This is a genomic window from Asanoa sp. WMMD1127 (assembly GCF_029626225.1).
GTDB lineage: Bacteria > Actinomycetota > Actinomycetes > Mycobacteriales > Micromonosporaceae > Asanoa.
The window spans coordinates 3,056,112-3,077,170 of record NZ_JARUBP010000001.1 but is presented as its reverse complement, the minus strand read 5'-3'; the positions used below and the strand labels follow the sequence as shown (position 1 = coordinate 3,077,170).

The window sequence follows — 21,059 nt, the reverse complement described above, 5'->3', positions numbered from 1 at the left end:
TGGATGCATGTCAAACGTGGTGGCAGATGCCCCGCTCGAGCGGGACGCCGGCGATTCGTTGTTGACCGTCGGCGTCGAGGAGGAGTTCCTCCTGGTCGACCCGGCGACCGGCGCGGCCGCCGAGGCGGTCGACCAGGTCCTCGAGGAGGTGCCGCCGGACCTGCGGGGCCAGGTGCAGCACGAGTTCCTGACCAGCCAGATCGAGATCGGCAGCCCGCCCGGCCTGCAGCTGGAGGCGCTGGCGCACTCGCTGGGCCTGCTCCGCTCGGGGCTGTCCGCCGCCGCCGAACGCGCCGGCTTCCAGCTGCTCGCGGTGGGCACGGGTCCCGCGGGCCCCGACGACGAGCACAGCCCGCGCATCTACGAGAACCCGCGCTTCCACCGCATGATCGAGCGCTACGGCAACGTGTCGCCCGGCCCCGGCTACAACGGCATGCACGTGCACGTCGGCATACCCAGCCCGGAGATCGGCGTCGAGGTGCTCAACCACCTCCGCCCCTGGCTGCCCATCCTGCACGCGGCGACCGCGAACTCCCCGTTCTACAACGGACGCGACACCGGCTACGCGAGCTGGCGCTCGGTGCTCTGGAACCGCTGGCCCCCGGTCGGTCCGACGCCCTGGCTGGAGTCGCACGCGCACTACCTGCGCATCGTCGACGAGCTGATCGACTCGGGCATGCTGCTCGACGAGGGGATGCTCTACTGGTACGCCCGGCTCTCCTCCCACCTGCCCACCGTGGAGATCCGGATCGGCGACGTCTGCCTCACCATCGACGACACGATCCTGGTCGCCGCCCTGATCCGGGGTCTGGTGGCGGCCGCGATGGAGGACATCGAGGCCGGCCGGCCGGCGCTGGCGGTCGAGCACCACCTGCTGGTCGCCGCCCACTGGCGGGCCGCCCACGACGGCCTGGAAGGGCTCGCCTGCGACCTGTTCGAGGGCGGCAGCCACCCGGCGTGGAAGATGGTCCGCAGGCTCTTCGACCGGATCGGCCCGCACCTCGAACGGCACGGCGACCTGGAGACGGTGAGCTACCTGCTGGGCCGGCTGCACACACACGGCACCGGGGCGGCCCGGCAGCGTTCGGTGTTCACCCGGACCGGGGAGATGAGCCAGGTGATCGACTATCTCGCGGTGCAGACCCGTGGCTGAGCGGCTCGTGGTCCTGGGCGGCGACGCGGCCGGGATGTCCGCCGCGTCCCAGGCCCGCCGGCGCCGGAAGGCCGACGACCTGTCGATCGTGGCGTTCGAGCGCGGCCGGTTCACCTCCTACTCCGCCTGCGGCATCCCGTACTGGGTCGGCGGCCTGGTCGACGAGCGCGACGAGCTGGTGGCCCGGCAGCCGGAGGTGTTCCGCGCCGACTACGACATCGACGTGCGGACCCGGCACGAGGTCGTCGACATCGACCTCGAGCGGCGGGAGGTGGTCGCCGTCGCTCTCGACGAGGGCCGGCGCGAGGTCCGCGAGCCCTTCGACCAACTGGTGTACGCCGTCGGCGCGACCCCCGTGCACCCCCGCTGGGCGGAGTCCGGGATCAGCGGCGTCTTCGGCGTGCAGACCCTCGACGACGGCGACGCTTTGCACGCCTGGCTGCTCCGCGACCCCAAGCCCGAGCGGGCCGTGGTGGTCGGCGGCGGCTACATCGGCGTCGAGATGGCCGAGGCGATGATCAACCGCGGCCTCTCCGTGACGCTCGTCGAGCGCGGCCCGCAGCCGATGTCGACCGTGGACCCCGATATGGGCGAGCTGGTCGCCGACCGGCTCCGCACGCTCGGCATCGACGTGCGCACGGGCGTGACGGTGACCGGCCTCGACCACCGCGAGGGCGTCGTCTCCGCGGTCCGCACCGAGGACGGACCGATCCCGGCCGACATCGTGGTGCTGGGCCTCGGCATCAAGCCCAACACCACGCTGGCCCGGGACGCCGGCCTGCCGCTCGGACCGACCGGCGGCGTCCGGGTCGACCTGCGGATGCGGGTGGTCGGCGTGCCGGGCGTCTGGGCCGCCGGCGACTGTGTCGAGTCGGTGCACCGGGTCACCGGCCAGCCGGTGCACATCCCGCTCGGCACCCACGCCAACAAGCAGGGCCGGGTCGCCGGCATCAACATCGGCGGCGGGTACGCCACGTTTCCCGGCGTGATCGGCACGGCGGTGACCCGGGTGTGCGACCTCGAGGTGGCCCGCACCGGGCTGCTGTCCCGCGAGGCCGACGACGCCGGCTACTCCTACGTCACCGCCACCGTCGAGTCGACCAACCGCGCGGGCTACTTCCCCGGCGCCGACCCGATGACCATCAAGCTGCTCGCCGAACGGGGCACCGGTCGGCTGCTCGGCGCCCAGATCGTCGGCCGATCCGACGCGGCGAAGCGGATCGACCCGCTGGCGGTCGCGCTGTGGAACAAGATGACCGTCGAGGACATGGTCGGGCTCGACCTCGGCTACGCGCCGCCGTACGCCCCCGTCTGGGATCCGGTGCTGATCGCGGCGCGGAAGGCGGTCGACGCGCTCGGGATTAGATAGGCATGGATTTCGGCCACAACGGGTAATCGCCTCTCCGTAACCACTGATGGAGGTGTGTTGTGGTCAAGATTCCGTCGTTCGCGCGGCGCGAGGAACGCGCCGATGTGGACGAGCACCGCGCCGCGACCGAGGAGACCGTGGTCCGCGACCGTTCGTCGGACGACACCGAGCGGGTGGAGCGGGCCGACCGGCCCACCCTGTTCGGACGCTGGGCCGACCGCGACCGCACCCGGGTGGACGCTGCCGCCGCCGGCCGTCCGGCGCCCGCGACCCCTGGTTCGCACGCGCCGTCGACCGGGCCGAACGCCCCGACCGCGGAGGAGCGCCGGCTCGCCGCGACCGACGTGACCGAGGAGCGCCGGCGTGCCGGCGCTGACGTGACTGAGGAGCGGCGGCTGGCCGGCGCCGGCGTGACGGACGAGCGCCGGTCGCATGACATGGACACGGACGAGGAGCGCCGACTGCGCGGCACCGACGCCGCCGACGCCCGCCCGACGTCGCCCGCCGGTCCCGCCACCGACACCGAGACCCGGCCCGAGGTCGTCCCCGCCGGGCCGAAGCCGCGGACCAGCGTGCTGGCGACGCTCAGCCTGGTCCTCGCGATCTGCGGCGCCTTCCTCGTGCTCAGCGGCGCCCTCGCCGGCTACGGCATCGCCGTCGCCGCGATCGGCTTCCTGTTCGCGGTCGCCGCGTTCCCCGCGACCCGCCGGCGGCACGTCGCCGGCAAGCTCGACGCCACGCTCGGCCTGATCATCGGTGGCGCCGCCGTGGTGGTCGGCATCCTCGCCTTCACCGGCACGTTCACCTGGCCGACCACGGACGCCGACTGGGTCGAGCGCTTCCGTGGGTGGCTTGACTCACAGTTTGTCGACCGGTTCTGACGGGAAAGTAGGTCCGCGGAGCGGCACGGACAAACGTTCCGAGGCTGGGAGAAGTGGTTCACTGATCCCACAGTTGCTTGGGGGGCAGCGGTTCGCTGCCCCCCAAAATGCTGTCCGGGGCACGCAACGAATCAGGGGTGCCCGCCGGGAATCACGCAACGATCTTCCGCAGGACGCAATCCTTTCCCATGGCCCGCGTACGACCTGCGCACATAGCGTTGCCGGCATGACGATGGACTCGGTCGGCGGACGGCGGTACCTCATGTGCCGGCCGACGTACTTCGCCGTTAACTACAAGATCAACCCGTGGATGGACCCCACGGCGCCCTACGACACGGCGCTGGCCATCGCGCAGTGGTCGACGCTGCGGCAGACCTTCCTCGACCTCGGGCACCAGGTCGAGGAGATCGACCCGCTGCCCGGTCTGCCCGACATGGTGTTCGCGGCGAACGGCGCGACCGTTGTCGACGGGACCGTCCTCGCCGTCCAGTTCCGTGACCCGGAGCGGGCCGACGAGGGTCCGGCCTACCGCGCCTGGTTCGAGCGCGCCGGCTACGCCGTACACGAGGCGAAGTTCGTCAACGAGGGCGAGGGCGACCTGATGCTCGCCGGCGACGTGGTGCTCGCCGGCACCGGGTTCCGCACGACGCACGCCGCGCACGCCCGGGCCCAGGAGGTGCTCGGCCGGCCGGTGATCACGCTGCAGCTGGTCGACCCGCGCTTCTACCACCTCGACACGGCGCTGTGCGTGCTGGCGGGCTCCGACGGGGTCGGGCCGGCGCGGATCGCGTACCTGCCGGAGGCGTTCTCGCCCGGCTCCCAGGCCGTGCTGCGGCGGCTGTTCCCGGACGCGGTGATCGCCTCGGTGGCCGACGCGGAGGTGCTGGGCCTCAACGCGGTCAGCGACGGGTCGACGGTGGTGCTGCCGGCGCAGGCGACCGGGCTCGCTTCGGCGCTGCGGGAGCGGGGCTACCGGACAATCGGTGTAGACATGTCAGAACTGCGTAAAGCGGGCGGCGGACCGAAGTGCTGCACGCTCGAGCTGCGTACGGGCGGAGGGGCCGACTCATGATTCTCGACGACGTGCTGCGCACGCCCGCGGCCATCCGCGACGCGGAGCGCCACACCGCGCACAACTACCACCCGTTGCCGGTCGTGATCGCCACGGGCGAGGGCTCGTGGGTCACCGACATCGACGGCCGGCGTTACCTGGACTTCCTGGCCGGCTACTCGGCGCTCAACTTCGGGCACCGGCACCCGGCCCTGATCGCGGCGGCGCACGCCCAGCTCGACCGGGTCACGCTGACCAGCCGGGCGTTCGTACACGACCAGTTCGCTGCCTTCTGTTCGGGGCTGGCCGAGCTGTGCGGCAAGGACCAGGTCCTGCCGATGAACACCGGCGCCGAGGCCGTCGAGACCGCGATCAAGCTGGCCCGCAAGTGGGGCTACCAGGTCAAGGGCGTGCCGGCCGACCAGGCGACGATCGTGGTCGCCGACGGCAACTTCCACGGCCGCACGACGACGATCATCTCGTTCTCCACGGACCCGGACGCGCACGACGACTTCGGCCCCTACACGCCGGGCTTCCGACTCGTGCCCTACGGCGACCTCGAGGCGATGGCCGCCGCGATCGACGACACGACGGTGGCCGTGCTGATCGAGCCGATCCAGGGTGAGCAGGGCGTGGTCGTGCCGCCGGACGGCTACCTGCCGGGCGTGGGGGAGCTGTGCACGCAACGCAACGTGCTGTTCGTGGCCGACGAGATCCAGTCGGGCCTGGGCCGCACGGGCGACACCTTCGCCTGCGATCACGAGCAGGTCATCCCCGACGTGTACGTGCTGGGCAAGGCACTCGGCGGCGGCATCGTGCCGGTGTCGGCGATCGCCGCCAACGCGGACGTGCTCGGCGTCATCAAGCCGGGCCAGCACGGCTCCACGTTCGGCGGCAACCCGCTCGCCTGCGCGGTCGCCATCGAGGTGGTCAATCTGCTGAAAACCGGCGAGTTCCAAGCGCGGGCCAAGGAACAGGGCGCCTACCTGCACGCCGAGTTGGCGGGCCTGGTCGGCGACGGCCTCCTCGCGGTCCGCGGCCGCGGCCTGTGGGCCGGCATCGACGTGGACCCGGCCTTGATGACGGGCCGCGAGGCATGCGAGCGCCTGGCGGAACGCGGAATACTGGCCAAGGACACCCACGGCTCGACCTTGCGCCTGGCCCCACCGCTGATCATCGACAAGGACGACATCGACGTCGCGGTGAGCGCCCTGCGCGGCATCTTGAAGTAGCTGCGAGGGTGGCGGGGACGGGCTCTCGCGGTGGCGCGGGGCCCGGTCCCCCGGGCGGCTTCGCGGTTGGCCTTTGCCGGCCACGAAGGTCTGCGGGCTCTCCCCGACTGGCTCCGGCGCGTTGCGAGCGGTGACACCTCCGTGGTCCTGCGGCGCCCCTGACCGGCCTGGACAGCCGCCCGCGGCTGACCGGACCGGCCTGGACAGCCGCCCGCGCTGGGTCGACCTCGCGCAACCCGGCCTCTGCCCGTCGCCACCGCCGACCGGCTCGGTAAAGCCGGACCGCTGATCGGCCAGGACGGCTTCACCCACGATTCGTCCGGACAGCCGGCGCCTGATCGATCTGACGACGAGCAGAGCCCGACCGGGCTCCTCCGACGTGGATCCGCCAGCCGATCGCGGACCCGCCGCCGCGCGATCGCCCCAAGCCACGCCCTGAACCTCAATACGGCGCGGCTCAACCGGCTCTGCGTCGGCGGTCTCGGCCTTGAACCGAGCGGTTGGGCGTTGACGGGCCTGGCCTTGCCCGGCTCAACCTTGCCCGGCTCAACTTGGATCAGCGCCGCCCACATCAGCTCGTCCCGGCCCAGCGCCGCCCCGACCATCTCCACCCCAGCCACCTCGGACCGGACCGACTCAGACCTGGCCAGCTCCGCCCCGACCACCTCCGCCCCGACCACCTCGCACCGAACCGGCTCGGGCGCGGCAAGCTCCGCCCCGGCCAGCTCCGCCCCGACCACCTCGCACCGAACCGGCTCAGACCCGGCCAGCTCCGCCGCGGCCACCTCGGACCGGACCGGCTCGGGCCTGGCCAGCTTCGTTCCGACTGGCTCGACCTTGGCCCCATCGTCTCTAGCTGCGTAGGCCGCTGATCTCGGTGGCATAGCCGGCGCGATGGCCCCGGCCTCGACGTCCGTGCCCGCTCGGACCGAGGCGCGAGCCCGCGTCACCGGACCGCCCAACGTCGCAACCAGCCCGACCGCTTCTGCCGCGACCAACCGCGGGCCCCACTTAGCGAAAACCTCCGCGCCATCGGGAACATGGCCATAAAGCCGGCGCAACTTCCACGCATGCCGCAACGCCAGACCCCGGTCCCGATCCCGGGCATGCTCACGCCGAAAATTCTCACCCTCAACCGAATAGTTACGACGCTTCGTCCTATCCCGCATGGCGGCCAACTGAGCCGCCGAGAAAAGCCGAAGCTGTCGCATGCGGAAATTATCTCGCGACGCCAACCTACTCCGCTATCATTCGATCTACCTCAATATTCCTTCAATTGAAGATTCCAGGCAGGCAAATGGGAACCAGTGACCGCACCGCCCCACCGAAGGCGGCGCGGGTATAGCCACACAAGCAAGCCGGCTGACCGTGCCGCAGCGGGCTCCTGCCGGCGGAGGCGATAGCAGTTCAATACCGGACAATGAATCGAAGCGGCGTTCACCGCGTCAGGTGCGTAGGACCGGCAATCACATTCGTGGTCAAGTCGTTTCACGACGACGCGCACTCGGCCGGACCTTAACACCGCCCCCGTAGACTCAGCTAACACAAAATCGGGTGCGACATCGAGGACCGCGCAAAGGCGTAATCGAAATGCATTCTCGCGAGTCGCCGCGTTGCCCCTGAACCGCAAATAACGATATCGGCCGCGGCAGCTACACGATCCCCGCGTAGGCACTGCGGGCGGCAAGAACTAACGCCTGTCCAACGCCCGCATTGTCGAGGTCGGCGCTTCTGCCATGACCGAACTGGGATTAGTCACGCCGCCCGTCGTCCATGTGCGGGCCCGCGCCACCTGGACGCCCGGATAGAGCTCGACCACATCGCCCAGCCCCAGCACCCTGCTCTGCGACTTCAGCGTCATCCGGTGGTCCTCGTCGATCGAGCCGCCGGGGCGCAGGCCGGTGCCGTTGGTGCTGACGTCGTGCACGACGAGATCGGGCCCGTGCAGCTCGAAGCGCACGTGGTTGCGGCTGATCCAGCGGCGGGCCTCGTCGTTGAGCCACTGCCCGAGCATCACGCCGCGGTCGGGTGCGCGGCCCACGATGACCGGCTGGTCGGCAGCCACCACGAAGCGTTGCCGGACCACGCCGCCCACTCGGGCCGACAGGACCTCGACCGGCGGGCGCGGGCCGCCGTCGCCGAGCCGCTGCTCGTGGCGCGGGCAGGTGGGTGCGCCGGTGCGCAGGCTGGGTGGCGGTTGGCCGCCGGGGCGGCCGGCCGGGCGCGCACCGTAGGACGAGCAGCCCGGCTCCGGGCACCGCCACAGCCGGGACAGCAGTTTCAGCCCCACGGGTGACGGGTCGGCCATTCCGGGCTCGGCACCGCCGCCGACCCGGGCGATCAGGGTCGGGCCGCCGGGGCCGTTGACCGGGGCGAGCAGGCGGCCGGGCTGCGCCAGCCAGCCGTAGCGCTGCCGCGCACCGTCGAACCGGTTGCGGCTGACGACCGGCAGGCCGAGCAGCTCGGCGACCTCGAGCAACCGGTCGCCCGGCTCGCGCAGCACCTCGATGCGGCCGTCGTCGGCCCAACGGCGTACCACCATGCGCTCGTTGGAAGTCAGATCGGCGTCGGAGATCAGTGCCCGCGGCGCGATCACGTAGACCGGGACATTCTCCTCCTCGAGCTGGCGACCGAGGGCGTCGACCGCGATGCCGAGGCGCAGCAGCGTCGCCGGGCGGCCGCCGTCGAGGTCGACGAACCGGCTGACCTCGCCCAGGTCGACGACGGCGCGGGCCAGCGCGGGGTCGAGGCACAGCCGGCTTTCGATCGCGTCGAGGACGCGGGAGATCTCGAACCTCATGCCGCGTCCTTCACGATCGCGTCGATGCGGCGGGCCAGCTCGAGGTCTTTGACGGTGACCCCGCCGGCCGAGTGGGTGCTCAGCGTGAACCGCAGGCGCCGCCAGCGGATGTCGATGTCGGGGTGGTGGTCGAGCTCCTCGGCCACTTCGGCGACGCGGTCGACGACCGCGATCGCGCCCGGGAAACTGGCCAGCTCCGCGCCGCGGCTGATCGCCGAAGGATCACCCGCCCAACCGTCGAGCTCGGCCAGCGCCGTCCGCAGCTCTTCGGCACCCAAGACCTCTGCCACGCACCAGACCATACCGCCCACGCGCACGCGCGCAATCCCGTTACGACCAGCTCACGGGCGGTGGTGGTGGGCCAGCGCCGCATGGTGATCGGCACCGTCCCGCGCCCTGGGGTCGGCATGCACAAGAGCCCACGCCAAGCGGGGTACGCCGTGCAGGAGCCGATGTTCGGCCGCCACCGCGATGGCGTGCGCGGCCACCACGTCGAGCCGCTCGTCGACCACGATCTCGCACTCGGCGCGCAGCCGGTGACCGATCCAGCGGAGCCTGGCGGGGCCGATGTCGAGCACGCCGTCGGTCTCCCGCAGCGTCCGTTCGACCGCGTCGAGCAGGGCGGGGTCGACCGCGTCCATCAGCCGCCGGTAGACCTGCCGGGCCGCGCCGGCCAGCACCGCCAGGATCGCGACCGTGATCAGCAGGCCGACGACGGGGTCGGCCCAACGCCAGCCGAGCGCGAGGCCGCCGGCGCCGACCAGCACGCCGAGCGAGGTGAAGCCGTCCGTGCGCGCGTGCAGGCCGTCGGCGACCAGCGCGGCCGAGCCGATCCTGCGGCCGACCGTGATCCGGTAGCGGGCGACGATCTCGTTGCCGGCGAAGCCGAGCAGGCCGGCCGCCGCGACCGCGGGCAGGTGGTCGACGTCGGCGGGGTTGACCAACCGGCGGATCGCCTCGACCGCCGCGATCACCGCCGAGGCGGCGATGAACAGCACGATCACGATGCCGGCCAGGTCCTCGGCCCGCCCGTAGCCGTAGGTGTAGCGGCGGTTCGGTGGGCGCCGGCCGACGACGAACGCGATGAACAGCGGGACGGCGGTGAGGGCGTCCGCGACATTGTGCAGCGTGTCGCCGAGCAGGGCGACCGAGCCGGACCACGCGACCACGACCGCCTGGAGGGCCGCCGTCACGGCCAGGACGGCCAGGGAGACCCAGACCGCGCGGATGCCTTCGTTGCTGGCCTCGAGCTCGCGGTCGACCTGGTCGGCGGTGTCATGCGAGTGGGGGCGGAGGGCGTGGCGTACGCGGTGCCGCCAGGTCCTGTTGTGGTCGTGCTCGTGGTGCGGCCCGTGGTGGTGCTGGCGGGTCGCGTCCGGCTCGGGCATGCGCTCATCATCGCCCGCCGCGCTTCGAATTCCCGGCTGCCAAACTGTCCGTCGTTCGATTTGACGGCGCCGGTTAACTGTTACGCATGCGGATACGACGATTGATTACGGGGCTCGGCGTGCTCTCCGCCCTTGCCATCACGGTCGCGGCCTGCGGCAGCGGCGACGCCGGCGATTCCGGCGGCGCCACCGGCAGCGCACCGCCCGCCACCTCGGCCGCGCCGGCCGATCCCAAGGAGGAGCTGACCGCCGCGGCGCGCAAGCTCAACGAGACCACCATGAAGATGACCCTGGAGTCGGTGGGCACCACCAGCACCGGCAGCCTCGACCCCCAGCGCAAGCTGGGCGAGATGACGATGAAGGTCGCGGCCGCCGGCCGCTCGCTCGACATCCAGATTCGCACCATCGGCAAAGACGTCTACCTGCAGGCCGACGGGCTGCCGGGCACCGAGGGCGGCAAGTGGCTCGAGATCGAGGGGTCCCGGCTCGCCGGCTCGAGCTTCGACGTCTTCCCCGAAGATGACCCGGCCGGCACCAACCGGCTGCTCAACGCGCTGTCCGACGTCAAGAAGGACGGGCCCGGCCAGTTCAGCGCCACGATCGACCTCAACAAGACGAGCAACCCCAACCAGGCGGCCCAGCTGGGCGACAAGTTCAAGGCCCTGCCGTTCAAGGCCACCGTCGACGACGAGGGCCGACTGACCAGCACCGAAATCGACATCACCTCGGTCGAGGCGAGCGCCGGCAAGACGAAGGCGACCTACTCCGACTTCGGCACGACGGTCACCGTCGAGCCACCGCCGGCCGGCGACACCGTGCCCGCGTCCGACCAGGTGGTCAAGATGCTCACCGGCGGCTGAGTTCGGCCGCTGATCGAGCCATTTGGCGCTTGATCGACGTTTGCCGTTGGGGTGGATCGGGCACCTTCGCCCGCATGCGGATTCGACTTGCGACCTCCGGGCTCGGCGTGTTCGCCGCGCTCTGCATCGGGCTCGCCGGTTGCGGTGACACGACCGCACCGGGCGTGACGTCCACCCCTTCGGCCGGCGCGACCGGCAGCGCTGACGCGTCCCCGCCCAGCGAAGCGACCGCGGAACTCACCGCGGCCGCGCAGAAGCTCAACGATGACACGGTCAAGGTCACCCTGGAGTCGGCGACGGTGCGCAGCACCGGCAACCTCGACCCCAAGGCCGACAAGGCCACCATGAGCGTGCGCATCGGCAACAACTCGAGCATCGACCTGCGGTCGATCGGCGAGGACGCCTGGCTGCAGGCCACCGGCGTGCCGGGTGTCGAGCCGGGCAAGTGGCTGCACATCGACGGCGCCCGGCTGGCTGGCACCACGTTCGACGCGCTGCCCGACGGCGACGCCGCCGGGGCCGGCAAGTTCGTGGAGCGGATGGCCGATGTGACCAAGTCGGGCGAGGGCTCCTACCAGGGCTCCATCGACCTGACCAAGGTCGCCGGCAGTGGCGTGTCGGTCGACGTGCTGGGCGGCAAGGGCAACAAGGTGCCGTTCACCGCCACGACCGACTCCGAGGGCCGGCTGACCCAGCTCAGCCTCGACCTCAGCACCATCGACCCGCAGCTCGGCAAGATGACCACGACCTACTCGGACTTCGGCGCGGCGGTCACCGTGGCCCAGCCGCCGGCGGCCGACGTGGTCGAGGCGCCGGATTCGCTGCTCCAGGCCCTCGGCGCCAAGTAAGGCGTTCCTCTCCCCCTCCCGTACCCCCGTCGGCGCCCCCGCTCCGACGGGGGTACGGGCCGTTTCATTTGGCGACGCTGTCCATGTAGCGCAGCGCCTGGCGGTAGGAGTCGACCAACCCGGTCCAGTGGTACGGAATGCCGTTCTCGGCGCAGTAGGCCCGGACGATCGGCGCGGCCCGGCGCAGGTTGGCCCGCGGCATGCTCGGGAACAGGTGGTGCTCGACCTGGTAGTTGAGCCCGCCCAGGGCCACGTCGACCCACCGGCCACCGAGCACGTCGCGCGAGGTGAGCACCTGCTTGCGCAGGAAGTCGAGCTGGTCCTCGGCGGTCAACACCGGCATGCCCTTGTGGTTGGGCGCGAATGAGAGTCCCATGTAGACACCCCAGAGCGCCTGGTGCACGGCCATGAAGGCGAACGCCTTGCCGGGCGGGAGCACGGCGAAGACCAGCCCGAGGTAACCCGCGGTGTGCAGGAACAGCAGGAGCGCCTCGGCCTTCCGGTGCCGCATCGGCACGTCCTTGAGGGCCTTGATGCTGGACCAGTGCAGGTTGAGCCCTTCGAGGGTCAGCAGCGGGAAGAACAGCTTGGCCTGGTTGCGGGCCATCCACCGGCCGAAACCGGTGCGCTTCGCGGCCTGCTTCTCGGTCCAGACGAGCACACCCTCGCCGACGTCCGGGTCATGATCCTCGTGGTTGGGGTTGGCGTGGTGCCGGTTGTGCTTGTCGATCCACCACCCGAAACTGAGCCCGGTGGCCAGGTTGCCGGCCGTCAACCCGGCGATCTCGCTGGCCCGCCGACCGCGGAACATCTGCTTGTGCCCGGCGTCGTGGCCGAGGAAGGCGACCTGGGTGGTGGCGACAGCGAGCAGGGCGGCGATCGCGAGGGTCCACCACGAGTTGCCGACGACGACGAACGCCGCCCAGGAGCCGGCGAACAGCAGCCCGGTCAGGCCGATCGTCAGCGCGTACCGGCCGGGCCTCCGCCGCATCAGCCCCGCCGCGGCTATCTCGCGGGAGAGCCGGGCGAAGTCACTTCCGCGTTCCCCGGTGGCGGGTCGTTCCTGGGCGATCACAGTCATGCCCACCAGCCTCCCGGCCGGGGGCCCCGGCAATAAGCCCGTGGTCCCCCGAACCCGCGGTGGTGCCAGCCCTACCTAGGTCATTCTGGCGAGGGTTCCGCGGATCTTGCGCAGGTCGCGCAGCCGCCGCTCATAGGTCATCGCGACGGCGATCAGGAGCAGACCCCCACCCGCGAGGTACGCCCAGCGCGGCAGCAGGTCCCACACCGCCAGCTCGTGCACGGTCAGCACGACCAGCGTCAACCCACCGGCGACGACCGGTGCCTGCCACCGCCAGTGCGCCCCGACCAGCACGACCACGACGGCGCCGGCCCCGAGCAGCAGCCGCCGCTCGACCTGGCCGCCCGCGATCAGCACGGAGGTGAGACTGGGCAACAGCGCCGCGGCCAGTCCCGGACCGAGGGCCAGCCAGCTACCGAGCCGCTGCCGTCTGATCGCCACCAGCCCGGCGGCGAGCGCGAGCGCGGCCGCAGGGAGCGTGTGGGCCTCCCGCAGCGCGACGTCCCAACCGGCGAGCAGCAACCACCAGGCGAGCAGCTCACTCGCAGCGGCGGCGAAGGCCAGGGTGGTCCGGGCCCGCTCCCCCGGCAACACGGCCCGGATTCCGAGCACGGCGCCCCAGACGGTGGCTACGGCGGCGGCCATCCGGGGGTCCGCCCAGGCGAGCGCGAGCGCCGGGCCGATCGCGACGTGGCCGACGGCGTCGACGGCGCGGCCTTCTCCTCGGCGCCCGCGGCGGTTGAGGAGGTGGCCGAGGCCGAGCGCCAGCGCACCCACCCCGACCACTGGGAACGCGGCGTGCCGCAGCGGAAGATCGGCGGCGGCCACCGCCGCGACAGCGAACCCGGCGCCCGCGCCGACGGCGGTCAGCCAGCCGACGATGCGGGCCGTGGTCGTCGCGCCCGTGGCGCCGGCAAGGGCGCCCGTCGCGATCAGCGCGCCGAGGGCGCCCAGGGTGCTGCCCGCCGTGGGCAGGAGGCCGGAGAACCCTGCGGCGATCAGCAGCACGACCGGGGCTGCGACGATGGCGCCCTTGCGGCGCTCGGCCCCGATGATCCCGGCGACCAGGCCGGCGGCCAGAGCGAAAGCCGGCACCACAGGCCACGGCACCTCGGCCGCCGCCAGCACCGCCAGCAGTCCGCTGACGCCGAGGAACCCGGCTACGACCAAAGCCGCCCCAATCCAGGAAGGCGCCGCTCCCTCGTCGTCCGCGGCCCCAGCCGAGGCATCCGACGACGCGGCACCATCGGCCCGCGAGCCGCCGCCAGGCTCAACCGACGACGCGCCACCATCGGCCGCCGGGCCGCCGCCAGGCTCAACCGACGACGCAGGACCATCGGCCGGTGGGCCGTCGACAGGCTCAGCCGACGACGCGGCGACGGGCGATCCGTGCGCGGTCTGGGGTGCCAGCCGGGGCCGGCGGGCGAAGGCGAGACTCGCGGCAGCGAGTATCAGCAGCGTCGCGGCCGGGCCGGCGGTGATCACAGCAGTGCCGGCGGGCGTCAGGCCCACGCCGTCGGGCATGCCGCTCCAAGCCTCATCCCACCAGCCGTAGGGCGCCAACAGCAGCACAGCCAACGCGGGCACGGCCGCGAACGCCGCCACCACAGCGACCGGCACCGCCGCGACGCCGAGCGCAACCCAGGCGGCCATCCGCAGGGCAAACGCCCGCTGCTCGGTCTGGCGCTGACGAACCGCCTGCAGCGCAGGGGCGTCCGGCCGACGGACCGACGGCCCAGCCGCCTCGTCCTTGGTGTCGGGCCGCCCGGCTGCCACGGATCTCCGGCCGGGTCGAACGGCAGGTGGTTTGGCGACGTGGGTGGCGGCTGCGGCCAGGGCCAGCAGGGCCAGAGAAGGGTAAACGCCGGCTGGCTCGTCCAAAGTGGACAACGCAGGCCAGATGCCGGCTACGCCGGCGGAAAGGGACAGCGCGATCGTCGCCGGGCCCGCGTAGCCGGTCAGGCGCGGTGCGCGGGCGAACCAGATCGTCGCCGCAAGCGGAAACGCGACCGCGGCCAGCCCCGCGCGAGCGGGCCACGCGCCGACCGCGCCGGCCGCGTAAACCGTGGCGGCGGCCGCCGCGGGCACCGCCGCCAGTCCGGCCGCGCACCACCACGCCGCCCCGCGCGCCGCACGGACCACCGCCACCACGCCCAGCAGCGCCACCACGCCCAAAGCCGCCGCCGCGGACCACGGCCGTGCCAAGGCGACCAGCACCGCATGCGCGGCGAGCGTCGCGGACGCCGCGGTGAAGACCAGCGCCCGACGGGCCGCGACCACCAACGCCGCAGCCGCGAAAAGGTCGACTGTGGACACGGCCCACCACGGCAGCGACACCCACGTCGGCAGCGCCAGCAACGCGAGCAGGACGCCAGTCGTCACCGTGATGGTGCGGAACGCCGAAGGAACCACCAGAGCCAACGCCACGGCCCCGAGGAGCAGGGCGGCTGGAAGCTGCCAATCCGACGGCAGGTCGGCCGCGGTGATGCCGTCCCCGGCGAACGGCGGCAGGGACGCGCCCAGCGTCGCCACCGCCACCGTCACCGCGATCAGCCCCGGCACCACCGCGAACGCCCCCGCGGTGAGCTGCGCCCCGAGCCGACCCGCCGGCACCCGAAGAGAGGCCAGAGCGATCAGCAGGACCACCCCGGCCGCCGCGATGAGAAGGACCGAATCGCGTAGCTCGGCCACCGGGCGCAGCACCGCGATCGCCAGGGCCGGCGGCACGGCGGCCGCGCCGACGACGCCCAGCCAGCGCACCCGGCCGACCGGCCCGGCCGCCGCCAGCAGCAAAGCCACCAGCAGGGTCGGTAGACCGGTCAGCAGGGGCGGTGCGCTGGCGAAGACCAGCAGCACCCCGAGCGCGCACACCCCCGAGGAAACCAGTGCGCACCCGAAGCCGATCCACGCCACCACCCGGGCGGGCCGTGCCGCGAGGAGCCGCAGCAGCGCCAGGTCCAGCGCCGCCACCGTGGCGAAGGCCAGCGACCACGTCGCGGCGGTGTCCGCGCCGAGCCATGCCGCCAGCAGGGGCGGCACCGGCTGCAGCAGGACCAGCGCCGCCAGTCCCGGGCCCGTCAGGCCCGTCGCCCGCCCGTAGGCCGCGCCCACCCCGGCCGTCACCGCGCACACCACCGCCGCGTAGCCCGCGCCGTCGACCGCGGCCAGCCCGAGCAGGTTCGCGTACCAGGCCGCGTAGCCGTCCAGCACCACCAGCAGCATGCCCAGCGCCGCGAACGTCTCCGCGGTCGAGCGCAGGCCGCGCCGCGTCGCCAGCGGCGGCACCGCCAACACCAGGGCCGTCACCACCGCGAGCGCCACCGCCCGCCCGACCGCGCCGTAGGTCGCCCAGGCCACCCCCGTGAACACGATGGCCGCCGCGCCCACCAGCAGGCCGCCGAGGACGAACAGCACGTTCTGCGCCGTACGCGGGGAGGTTTCAGGACGGGCCGACACAGGGGCCGGCGCCGCGGACACGAACGCCGCCGCCCGGACCCGCGCGGCGACCTCCTCCCGCCGCCGGTGCAGGGCGCCGAGCCGAGCCGACAGATCGGCGTACGCACGACGCGCTTCCTCGACCGACGGAGTCAGCGCGGCGATCTCGGCGTTGAGTCGCAGCACCTCGGCGGCGGCCGGGTCAGGGCCGCGGCCGCAGTTGGGGCAACCGGTCTCCAGCGAGGCCGGCGCCTGGCAGGACGGGCACGGATAGGTCACGCTCCGCATCCTGTCCGGCCGGGCGCCGGCGCCACAGAGTGTGCGTACTCAGGTGGTGGTCAGGTGGTGCTCAGGCACGACCACGACGGGCCTGTTCTCCTCGATCCACGCGTCGATCTTGGCCCACCAGTCGAACAGCCACTCGATCCGCTGCTCGCGATCGTCGGGGACCTCGTCGGGCGGCACCGACCAGAACCGCATGGTGATCTGCTTGTCCATCGGCAGCTCGCGCCACACGTCGCCGACCGTGAGCATGCGGTCGAGCCCGGTGTGGGCCACGAAGATCACGCCCGCGTCGGGCGCGGCGTCCAGCGCGGCGAGCAGCCCGCCCGGGCGCGGCGCCAGCACGTTGCGCATCTTCTCGGCCTTGGCGGCCATCCGGTGCAGGCCACGCGACCGCAGCAGCTCGATCGCCCGGAGTCGGCGGCGCGGCGTGAAGTTGCCGCCCTCCGGGAAGATCACGAAGGCGTCGTTCTCGTCGAGCCCGACCGCGAGGTTGCCGACCGTCTTCTCGAGCCCGCCCGGGTCGCGCTGCGGCGCGATGAACCGGTTGGGCAGCCGGTTGAGCATGACGTCGACGGCCGGATCCCACTGCAGCGTGTCCTTGAGGACGATCCGCGGCTCGCGGTCGAACCAGTTGACCAGCGCGTGCACCAGCACGAACGAGTCACCGGGCCCGGCGTGGCGGCAGACCACGAGCTCGGGCCGGCCGGGCAGAGCGGTGTCGGGGTCGCTGCCGGCGATGTCGAGCCGCAGCTTGAGCGTCCACCGCGCCTGCGCGAAGAGAAAACGCAGGAACGCGCCGGTGAGTACGTAGTGCGCGCGCTGAAACGCCGGCGAGCGCACCTTCCAGCCGAAGCCGGACGCGACCCAGAGCGCGAACATGGTGATCAGGGCGACGGCGTCCCACACCACGTAGACGGTGCCGAGCCAGATCACCCGCAGCGGGCGCAGCCGGCCGGGTACGAGCGGCGAGGCCGCCGCGGCCAGCAGCAGCCAGACCGGCAGCGTGGTCAGCAGGACCACCGCGAGCACGATGACCAGCGGCGCCAGGACGAGCCGCCGCAGCCAGCGGGGCGGGGGCCCCATCAGTCCTCGTCCCTTCCGGCGCGCGGGTGCTGGGCGAGATAGCGGCGGGAAGCCGTGTAGGCGCGGCTGATCCGGCGGCCCACCGCGGCCATGTCGCGGTAGGCCCAGGGTGTGTCGTCTCGGGGCTCCAGGCCCCCCGTGGGAAGCACGTGCACATGTACATCGTCCGGCAACGCCGCCAGCTCGCGGGCGAAACGGTGCCGTCGGGCGATCTCGAATGCCACCTGGGCCACCTCCCACGGGCGGCGCGGAGGTGTCAGCGGGCGCTCGATGCGGCCGACCTGGAGCACGAAGATGTGCCGTGCCCCGCTGCTGACCGCCTCGCTGATCGGGATCGAGTTGACGATGCCGCCGTCGACGTAGTGCTCCTCGCCGATCCGCGCCGGCGGCAGCAGGCCGGGCACGGACGCGCTGGCCAGCACCGCGTCGACCAGCGGGCCGGTCGAGAACCAGTGCTCGGCGGCCCGCTCGATGCTGGCCGCGCAGCACCGGAACGGGATCTTGAGCTCCTCGAACGTGGTCTCCTCGCCCAGCTCCCGCTCGAGCAGGCGGCGCAGCGGTCGCGGCGAGTGCAGGTGGGTACGCGCGGCGAACCGGCGGAGCTGGCGGGCCACCGAGTCGCCGTAGACCTCGCTGGCTTCGGGGCTCGCCCACAGCCGGACCAGCCGATCCGTGACCGCCTCGGTCGGGTCGGCGGCCACCAGCGCGCCGTTGACCGCGCCGATCGAGGTGCCGATCACCAGGTCGGGTTTGATGTCGGCGCGGAACAGGGCACGCAGCATGCCGACCTCGACGGCGCCCAGCACACCGCCGCCACCCAGCACGAACGCCACCCGACCACCACCCACGCCCCCATCCTGGCACGGTGGACCGGTTCCCTCCTGGTTGACAAGCCACCGGGCATCGCCGAGATTGAATCGATCCCAGGGGGTGGCTACCGCATGTCCACGCTCACTCCGGGCGTCCTCCTCGCGCGCCGCTACCGGCTCATCGACCGGGTCGGCGCCGGCGGCATGTCGATCATCTGGCGGGCCCGCGACGAGGTGCTCGACCGTACGGTCGCCGTCAAGGTCCTCTCCGCCTCGCTCGCCGCCGACGCCCGCTTCCGGGACATGGTGCGCGACGAGGCCCGGGCCGCCGCACAACTGGTGCATCCGCATGTCGCGACCGTCCACGACTACGCGGAAACGGTCGCGCCCGACGGCACCGTGACCGCGTTCGTGGTGATGGAGCTGCTCGTCGGCGAGGAGCTGGAGTCGCGGCTGACCGAGGGCGCGTTGCCCTGGCCGGCCGCCGTGCGGGTGTGCGCCGAGGTGGCCGAGGCGCTGGCCGCCGCGCACCGGCTCGGCGTCGTGCACCGCGACGTGACCCCGGCCAACGTGATGCTCACCGCGACCGGTGCGAAGGTGCTCGACTTCGGCATCGCCACCCGGATCGGCGCGCCCGACGAGGACGCCGAGGGCGAGACCTTCGGGACACCGGCGTACGTGGCGCCCGAGCGCCTCGACGGCACCCCGGCGCAGCCGGCGACCGACACCTACGCGTTGGGCGTGCTGCTCTACGAGACGCTGACCGGGCAGGTCCCGGTGCCCGCGGACACCTGGGAGGACCTGACCCGCGCGCTGGCCGCCGGCCGTGTCCCGGCGCCGCTCGAGGTGCCGGGGTTGCCGCCCGCGGTGGCCGAGCTGTGCCTGCGCTGCCTGGCCCGCGACCCGCTGGCCCGGCCGACGGCGCACAACGCCGCCGTCGAGCTGCACGCGGCCCTCGCGGAGCCTGGGCCCGACCCGGTCCCAGCCCCAGCCCCGGCCCCGGCCCCGGCTCCGGCCCCGGCCCCGGCTTCCGCGGCCCCGAGCGGGCGGCGGCGCCGAACCGTCATCGTCGGAATGGCCGCCGTGGTGCTCCTGATGCTCGGCGCGGCCGCCCTCGTCCCCCTGCTCCGCGACGGCGCACCAGAGCCCGGCGGTGTGGCGGTCCAGCCGACCAGCGCGCCGCCGCCGGCGACGGTGCCACCGCCGTCACCGTCGGCCGCCGGCTCCCTCGTCGAGGCGCTGAGCCGGCTCGACGGCGTGATCACCGAAGGGCAGCAGGCCGGCGACATCCGCCAGGACGCCGCCGTCGACCTGCGCAACCTGACGCGCGGACTGCACGCCGCCGAGACCCGCGAGGCCCGGGTCGACGAGCTGCGCGAGAAGGTCGCCGTGCGCGCGGGCGAGGGCGCGATCAGCCGCCCGTACGCCGAGCGCCTAGACCTGGCGCTGGCCGGCCTTCCCGGCGGCGGGTAGCCGGATCCGCGCCCCGGCCCGGTCGAACAGCAGCAGCCGGTCGGGGTCGACGGCGAGCCGCAGCGGCTCGTCGCGGCGCGGCAGTCCGGCCGCCGGCATCCGCACCACCACCTCGCCCACCGGCGGCGGCTCGCCGGGCAGCTCCGGGTCGTACGCCGGGTAGAAGCCGTATTCCGTGCGCGCCGCCGCCGGCCGGGGCGCCTCTCGCATCAGCGCGGCGGCCCGCGGCCCCGGCAGCTCGAGCCTCGACTGCTCGGTCGAGGTGGGCAGGGCGCCGGTGTCGACGTGGACCAGCGCCTCGTGACCGAGATTCTCGACCTGGCGCACGGTGCCCGACAGCGTTGGCCCGGCGTGCCCGGCCGGCGCGGGGCTGAGCGCGTCGGCCCGCAGCGCGACCGTGACCCGGTCGGTGTGGCGCTCCCGCACCGGATGGTCGCCCGGCAGCTCGACCACCTGGGAGCCGAGGTCGATCACCACCCGGTCGCCGTCGGCGTAGACCGCGCCCTCCAGCAGCCGGGTGCGCGGTGTGCCGAGGAACGCGGCCACGAACAGGGTCGCCGGGTCGTTGTAAACCTCCGACGGCGGGCCGACCTGCTGCAGCACGCCGCGGCGGAGCACCGCGACCCGGTCGGCCATGGTCATCGCCTCGGTCTGGTCGTGCGTGACGTAGAGGGTGGTCACGCCGAGCCGCCGGGCCAGCGCGGCCACGTCGGAGCGGAGCTCGGCCCGCAGCCCGGCGTCCAGGTTGGACAGTGGTTCGTCGAGCAGGAAGCCCTGCGGCTGGCGGACGATCGCGCGGGCCATGGCGACCCGCTGCCGCTCGCCACCGGAGAGCGCGCCGGGCAGCTTGCGCAGCAGGCCCGTGATGCCGAGCTGCTCGGCGACCTCGCCGACCCGGGTCGAGACGTCGGTCGGCGGCTCGTGCCGGACCTTCAGCGGGAAGCCGATGTTCTGGGCGACGGTCAGGTGGGGATAGAGCGCGTAGTCCTGGAAGACCATCGCCAGCCGGCGCTCGCGGGACGGCACGTCGTCGACCACCCGGTCGTCGATCCGCACGTGCCCGCTGGTCGGCGCCTCGAGCCCCGCGACCAGCCGCAGGATCGTCGACTTGCCGCACCCGGTCGGCCCGAGCAGCACGAGGAACTCCCCGGACCCGGCGACCAGGCTGACCTGGTCGACCGCGACGGTCCCGTCGTCGAATACCTTGGTCAGCTCCTCCGTGCCGATGGCCACCACTGTCCAACACCTCCCACCCGCCATGGTGGAACGTCGATGACCATCGACGCCAGGGCAATCTCGGACGTGTATGCC

At 72.9% G+C, this 21,059-nt stretch carries 16 protein-coding genes; 8 read left to right on the top strand and 8 right to left on the bottom strand.

Annotated elements, in window-relative coordinates; translation table 11 throughout:
• Positions 1–7: 7 nt before the first annotated feature.
• The 5 genes from O7635_RS14705 (at position 8) to rocD (ending at position 5,686) form a co-directional block, all read left to right on the top strand.
• Positions 8–1,153 carry a glutamate--cysteine ligase gene (locus tag O7635_RS14705; protein WP_278080975.1) on the top strand — a complete coding sequence of 382 codons (1,146 nt, stop codon included), beginning with the start codon at positions 8–10 and terminating at the stop codon, positions 1,151–1,153.
• Complete coding sequence (locus O7635_RS14700) at positions 1,146–2,522, top strand: FAD-dependent oxidoreductase (protein ID WP_278080974.1); 1,377 nt, start codon at positions 1,146–1,148, stop codon at positions 2,520–2,522. The genes O7635_RS14705 and O7635_RS14700 overlap by 8 nt, the downstream gene beginning before the upstream one ends.
• A gap of 59 nt (positions 2,523–2,581) precedes the next feature.
• Positions 2,582–3,403, top strand: coding sequence for a thrombospondin (locus O7635_RS14695; RefSeq protein ID WP_278080973.1), 822 nt, complete (start codon positions 2,582–2,584; stop codon positions 3,401–3,403).
• 232 nt (positions 3,404–3,635) lie between these two features.
• Positions 3,636–4,475, top strand: a complete 840-nt coding sequence (gene ddaH / locus O7635_RS14690) for a dimethylargininase (RefSeq protein ID WP_278085483.1) — start codon at positions 3,636–3,638, stop codon at positions 4,473–4,475.
• Positions 4,472–5,686 (top strand): ornithine--oxo-acid transaminase, encoded by a 1,215-nt coding sequence (rocD, locus tag O7635_RS14685; protein ID WP_278080972.1) that lies wholly within the window; start codon positions 4,472–4,474, stop codon positions 5,684–5,686. Before ddaH ends, rocD begins: the two co-directional genes overlap by 4 nt.
• A 1,690-nt stretch (positions 5,687–7,376) precedes the next feature.
• Here rocD and O7635_RS14680 read toward each other — a convergent pair.
• Genes O7635_RS14680 through O7635_RS14670 form a run of 3 tightly spaced genes read right to left on the bottom strand, consistent with a single transcriptional unit; the run spans position 7,377 to position 9,874 of the window.
• Positions 7,377–8,486: an FHA domain-containing protein gene (locus O7635_RS14680; protein WP_278080971.1), complete on the bottom strand. Its 1,110-nt coding sequence runs from the start codon at positions 8,484–8,486 to the stop codon at positions 7,377–7,379.
• A complete protein-coding gene (locus O7635_RS14675; RefSeq protein WP_278080970.1) occupies positions 8,483–8,776 on the bottom strand; it encodes a 4a-hydroxytetrahydrobiopterin dehydratase in 294 nt (97 codons plus the stop codon). Before O7635_RS14675 ends, O7635_RS14680 begins: the two co-directional genes overlap by 4 nt.
• 51 nt (positions 8,777–8,827) lie before the next feature.
• Positions 8,828–9,874, bottom strand: a complete 1,047-nt coding sequence (locus O7635_RS14670) for a cation diffusion facilitator family transporter (RefSeq protein WP_278080969.1) — start codon at positions 9,872–9,874, stop codon at positions 8,828–8,830.
• Positions 9,875–9,960: 86 nt separating this feature from the next.
• Between O7635_RS14670 and O7635_RS14665 the strand changes: the two genes are divergently transcribed.
• Positions 9,961–10,734, top strand: a complete 774-nt coding sequence (locus O7635_RS14665; protein WP_278080968.1) for a hypothetical protein — start codon at positions 9,961–9,963, stop codon at positions 10,732–10,734.
• A 74-nt stretch (positions 10,735–10,808) separates the two neighbouring features.
• Positions 10,809–11,582: a hypothetical protein gene (locus O7635_RS14660; RefSeq protein WP_278080967.1), complete on the top strand. Its 774-nt coding sequence runs from the start codon at positions 10,809–10,811 to the stop codon at positions 11,580–11,582.
• Between the two features lie 64 nt (positions 11,583–11,646).
• On the opposite strand, the gene O7635_RS14655 is transcribed toward O7635_RS14660, so the two are convergent.
• The 4 genes from O7635_RS14655 to O7635_RS14640 form a co-directional block, all read right to left on the bottom strand.
• Entirely contained in the window at positions 11,647–12,663 is a 1,017-nt protein-coding gene (locus tag O7635_RS14655) for an acyl-CoA desaturase (protein WP_278080966.1), read from the bottom strand.
• Positions 12,664–12,738: 75 nt separating this feature from the next.
• Entirely contained in the window at positions 12,739–16,377 is a 3,639-nt protein-coding gene (locus tag O7635_RS14650; protein ID WP_278080965.1) for a hypothetical protein, read from the bottom strand.
• A 48-nt stretch (positions 16,378–16,425) separates the two neighbouring features.
• A complete protein-coding gene (locus O7635_RS14645; protein WP_278080964.1) occupies positions 16,426–17,466 on the bottom strand; it encodes a 1-acyl-sn-glycerol-3-phosphate acyltransferase in 1,041 nt (346 codons plus the stop codon).
• Entirely contained in the window at positions 17,466–18,314 is an 849-nt protein-coding gene (locus O7635_RS14640; RefSeq protein ID WP_278080963.1) for a patatin-like phospholipase family protein, read from the bottom strand. Before O7635_RS14640 ends, O7635_RS14645 begins: the two co-directional genes overlap by 1 nt.
• Before the next feature lie 93 nt (positions 18,315–18,407).
• Here O7635_RS14640 and O7635_RS14635 point away from each other — a divergent pair, with 93 nt between their 5' ends.
• Positions 18,408–19,748 carry a serine/threonine-protein kinase gene (locus tag O7635_RS14635; protein ID WP_278080962.1) on the top strand — a complete coding sequence of 447 codons (1,341 nt, stop codon included), beginning with the start codon at positions 18,408–18,410 and terminating at the stop codon, positions 19,746–19,748.
• Here the strand turns inward: O7635_RS14635 and O7635_RS14630 are convergent.
• The gene (locus tag O7635_RS14630) at positions 19,710–20,981 is read right to left on the bottom strand and encodes an ABC transporter ATP-binding protein (RefSeq protein ID WP_278080961.1); all 1,272 of its coding nucleotides are present in this window, start codon (positions 20,979–20,981) and stop codon (positions 19,710–19,712) included. The genes O7635_RS14635 and O7635_RS14630 overlap by 39 nt on opposite strands.
• Positions 20,982–21,059: the final 78 nt, after the last annotated feature.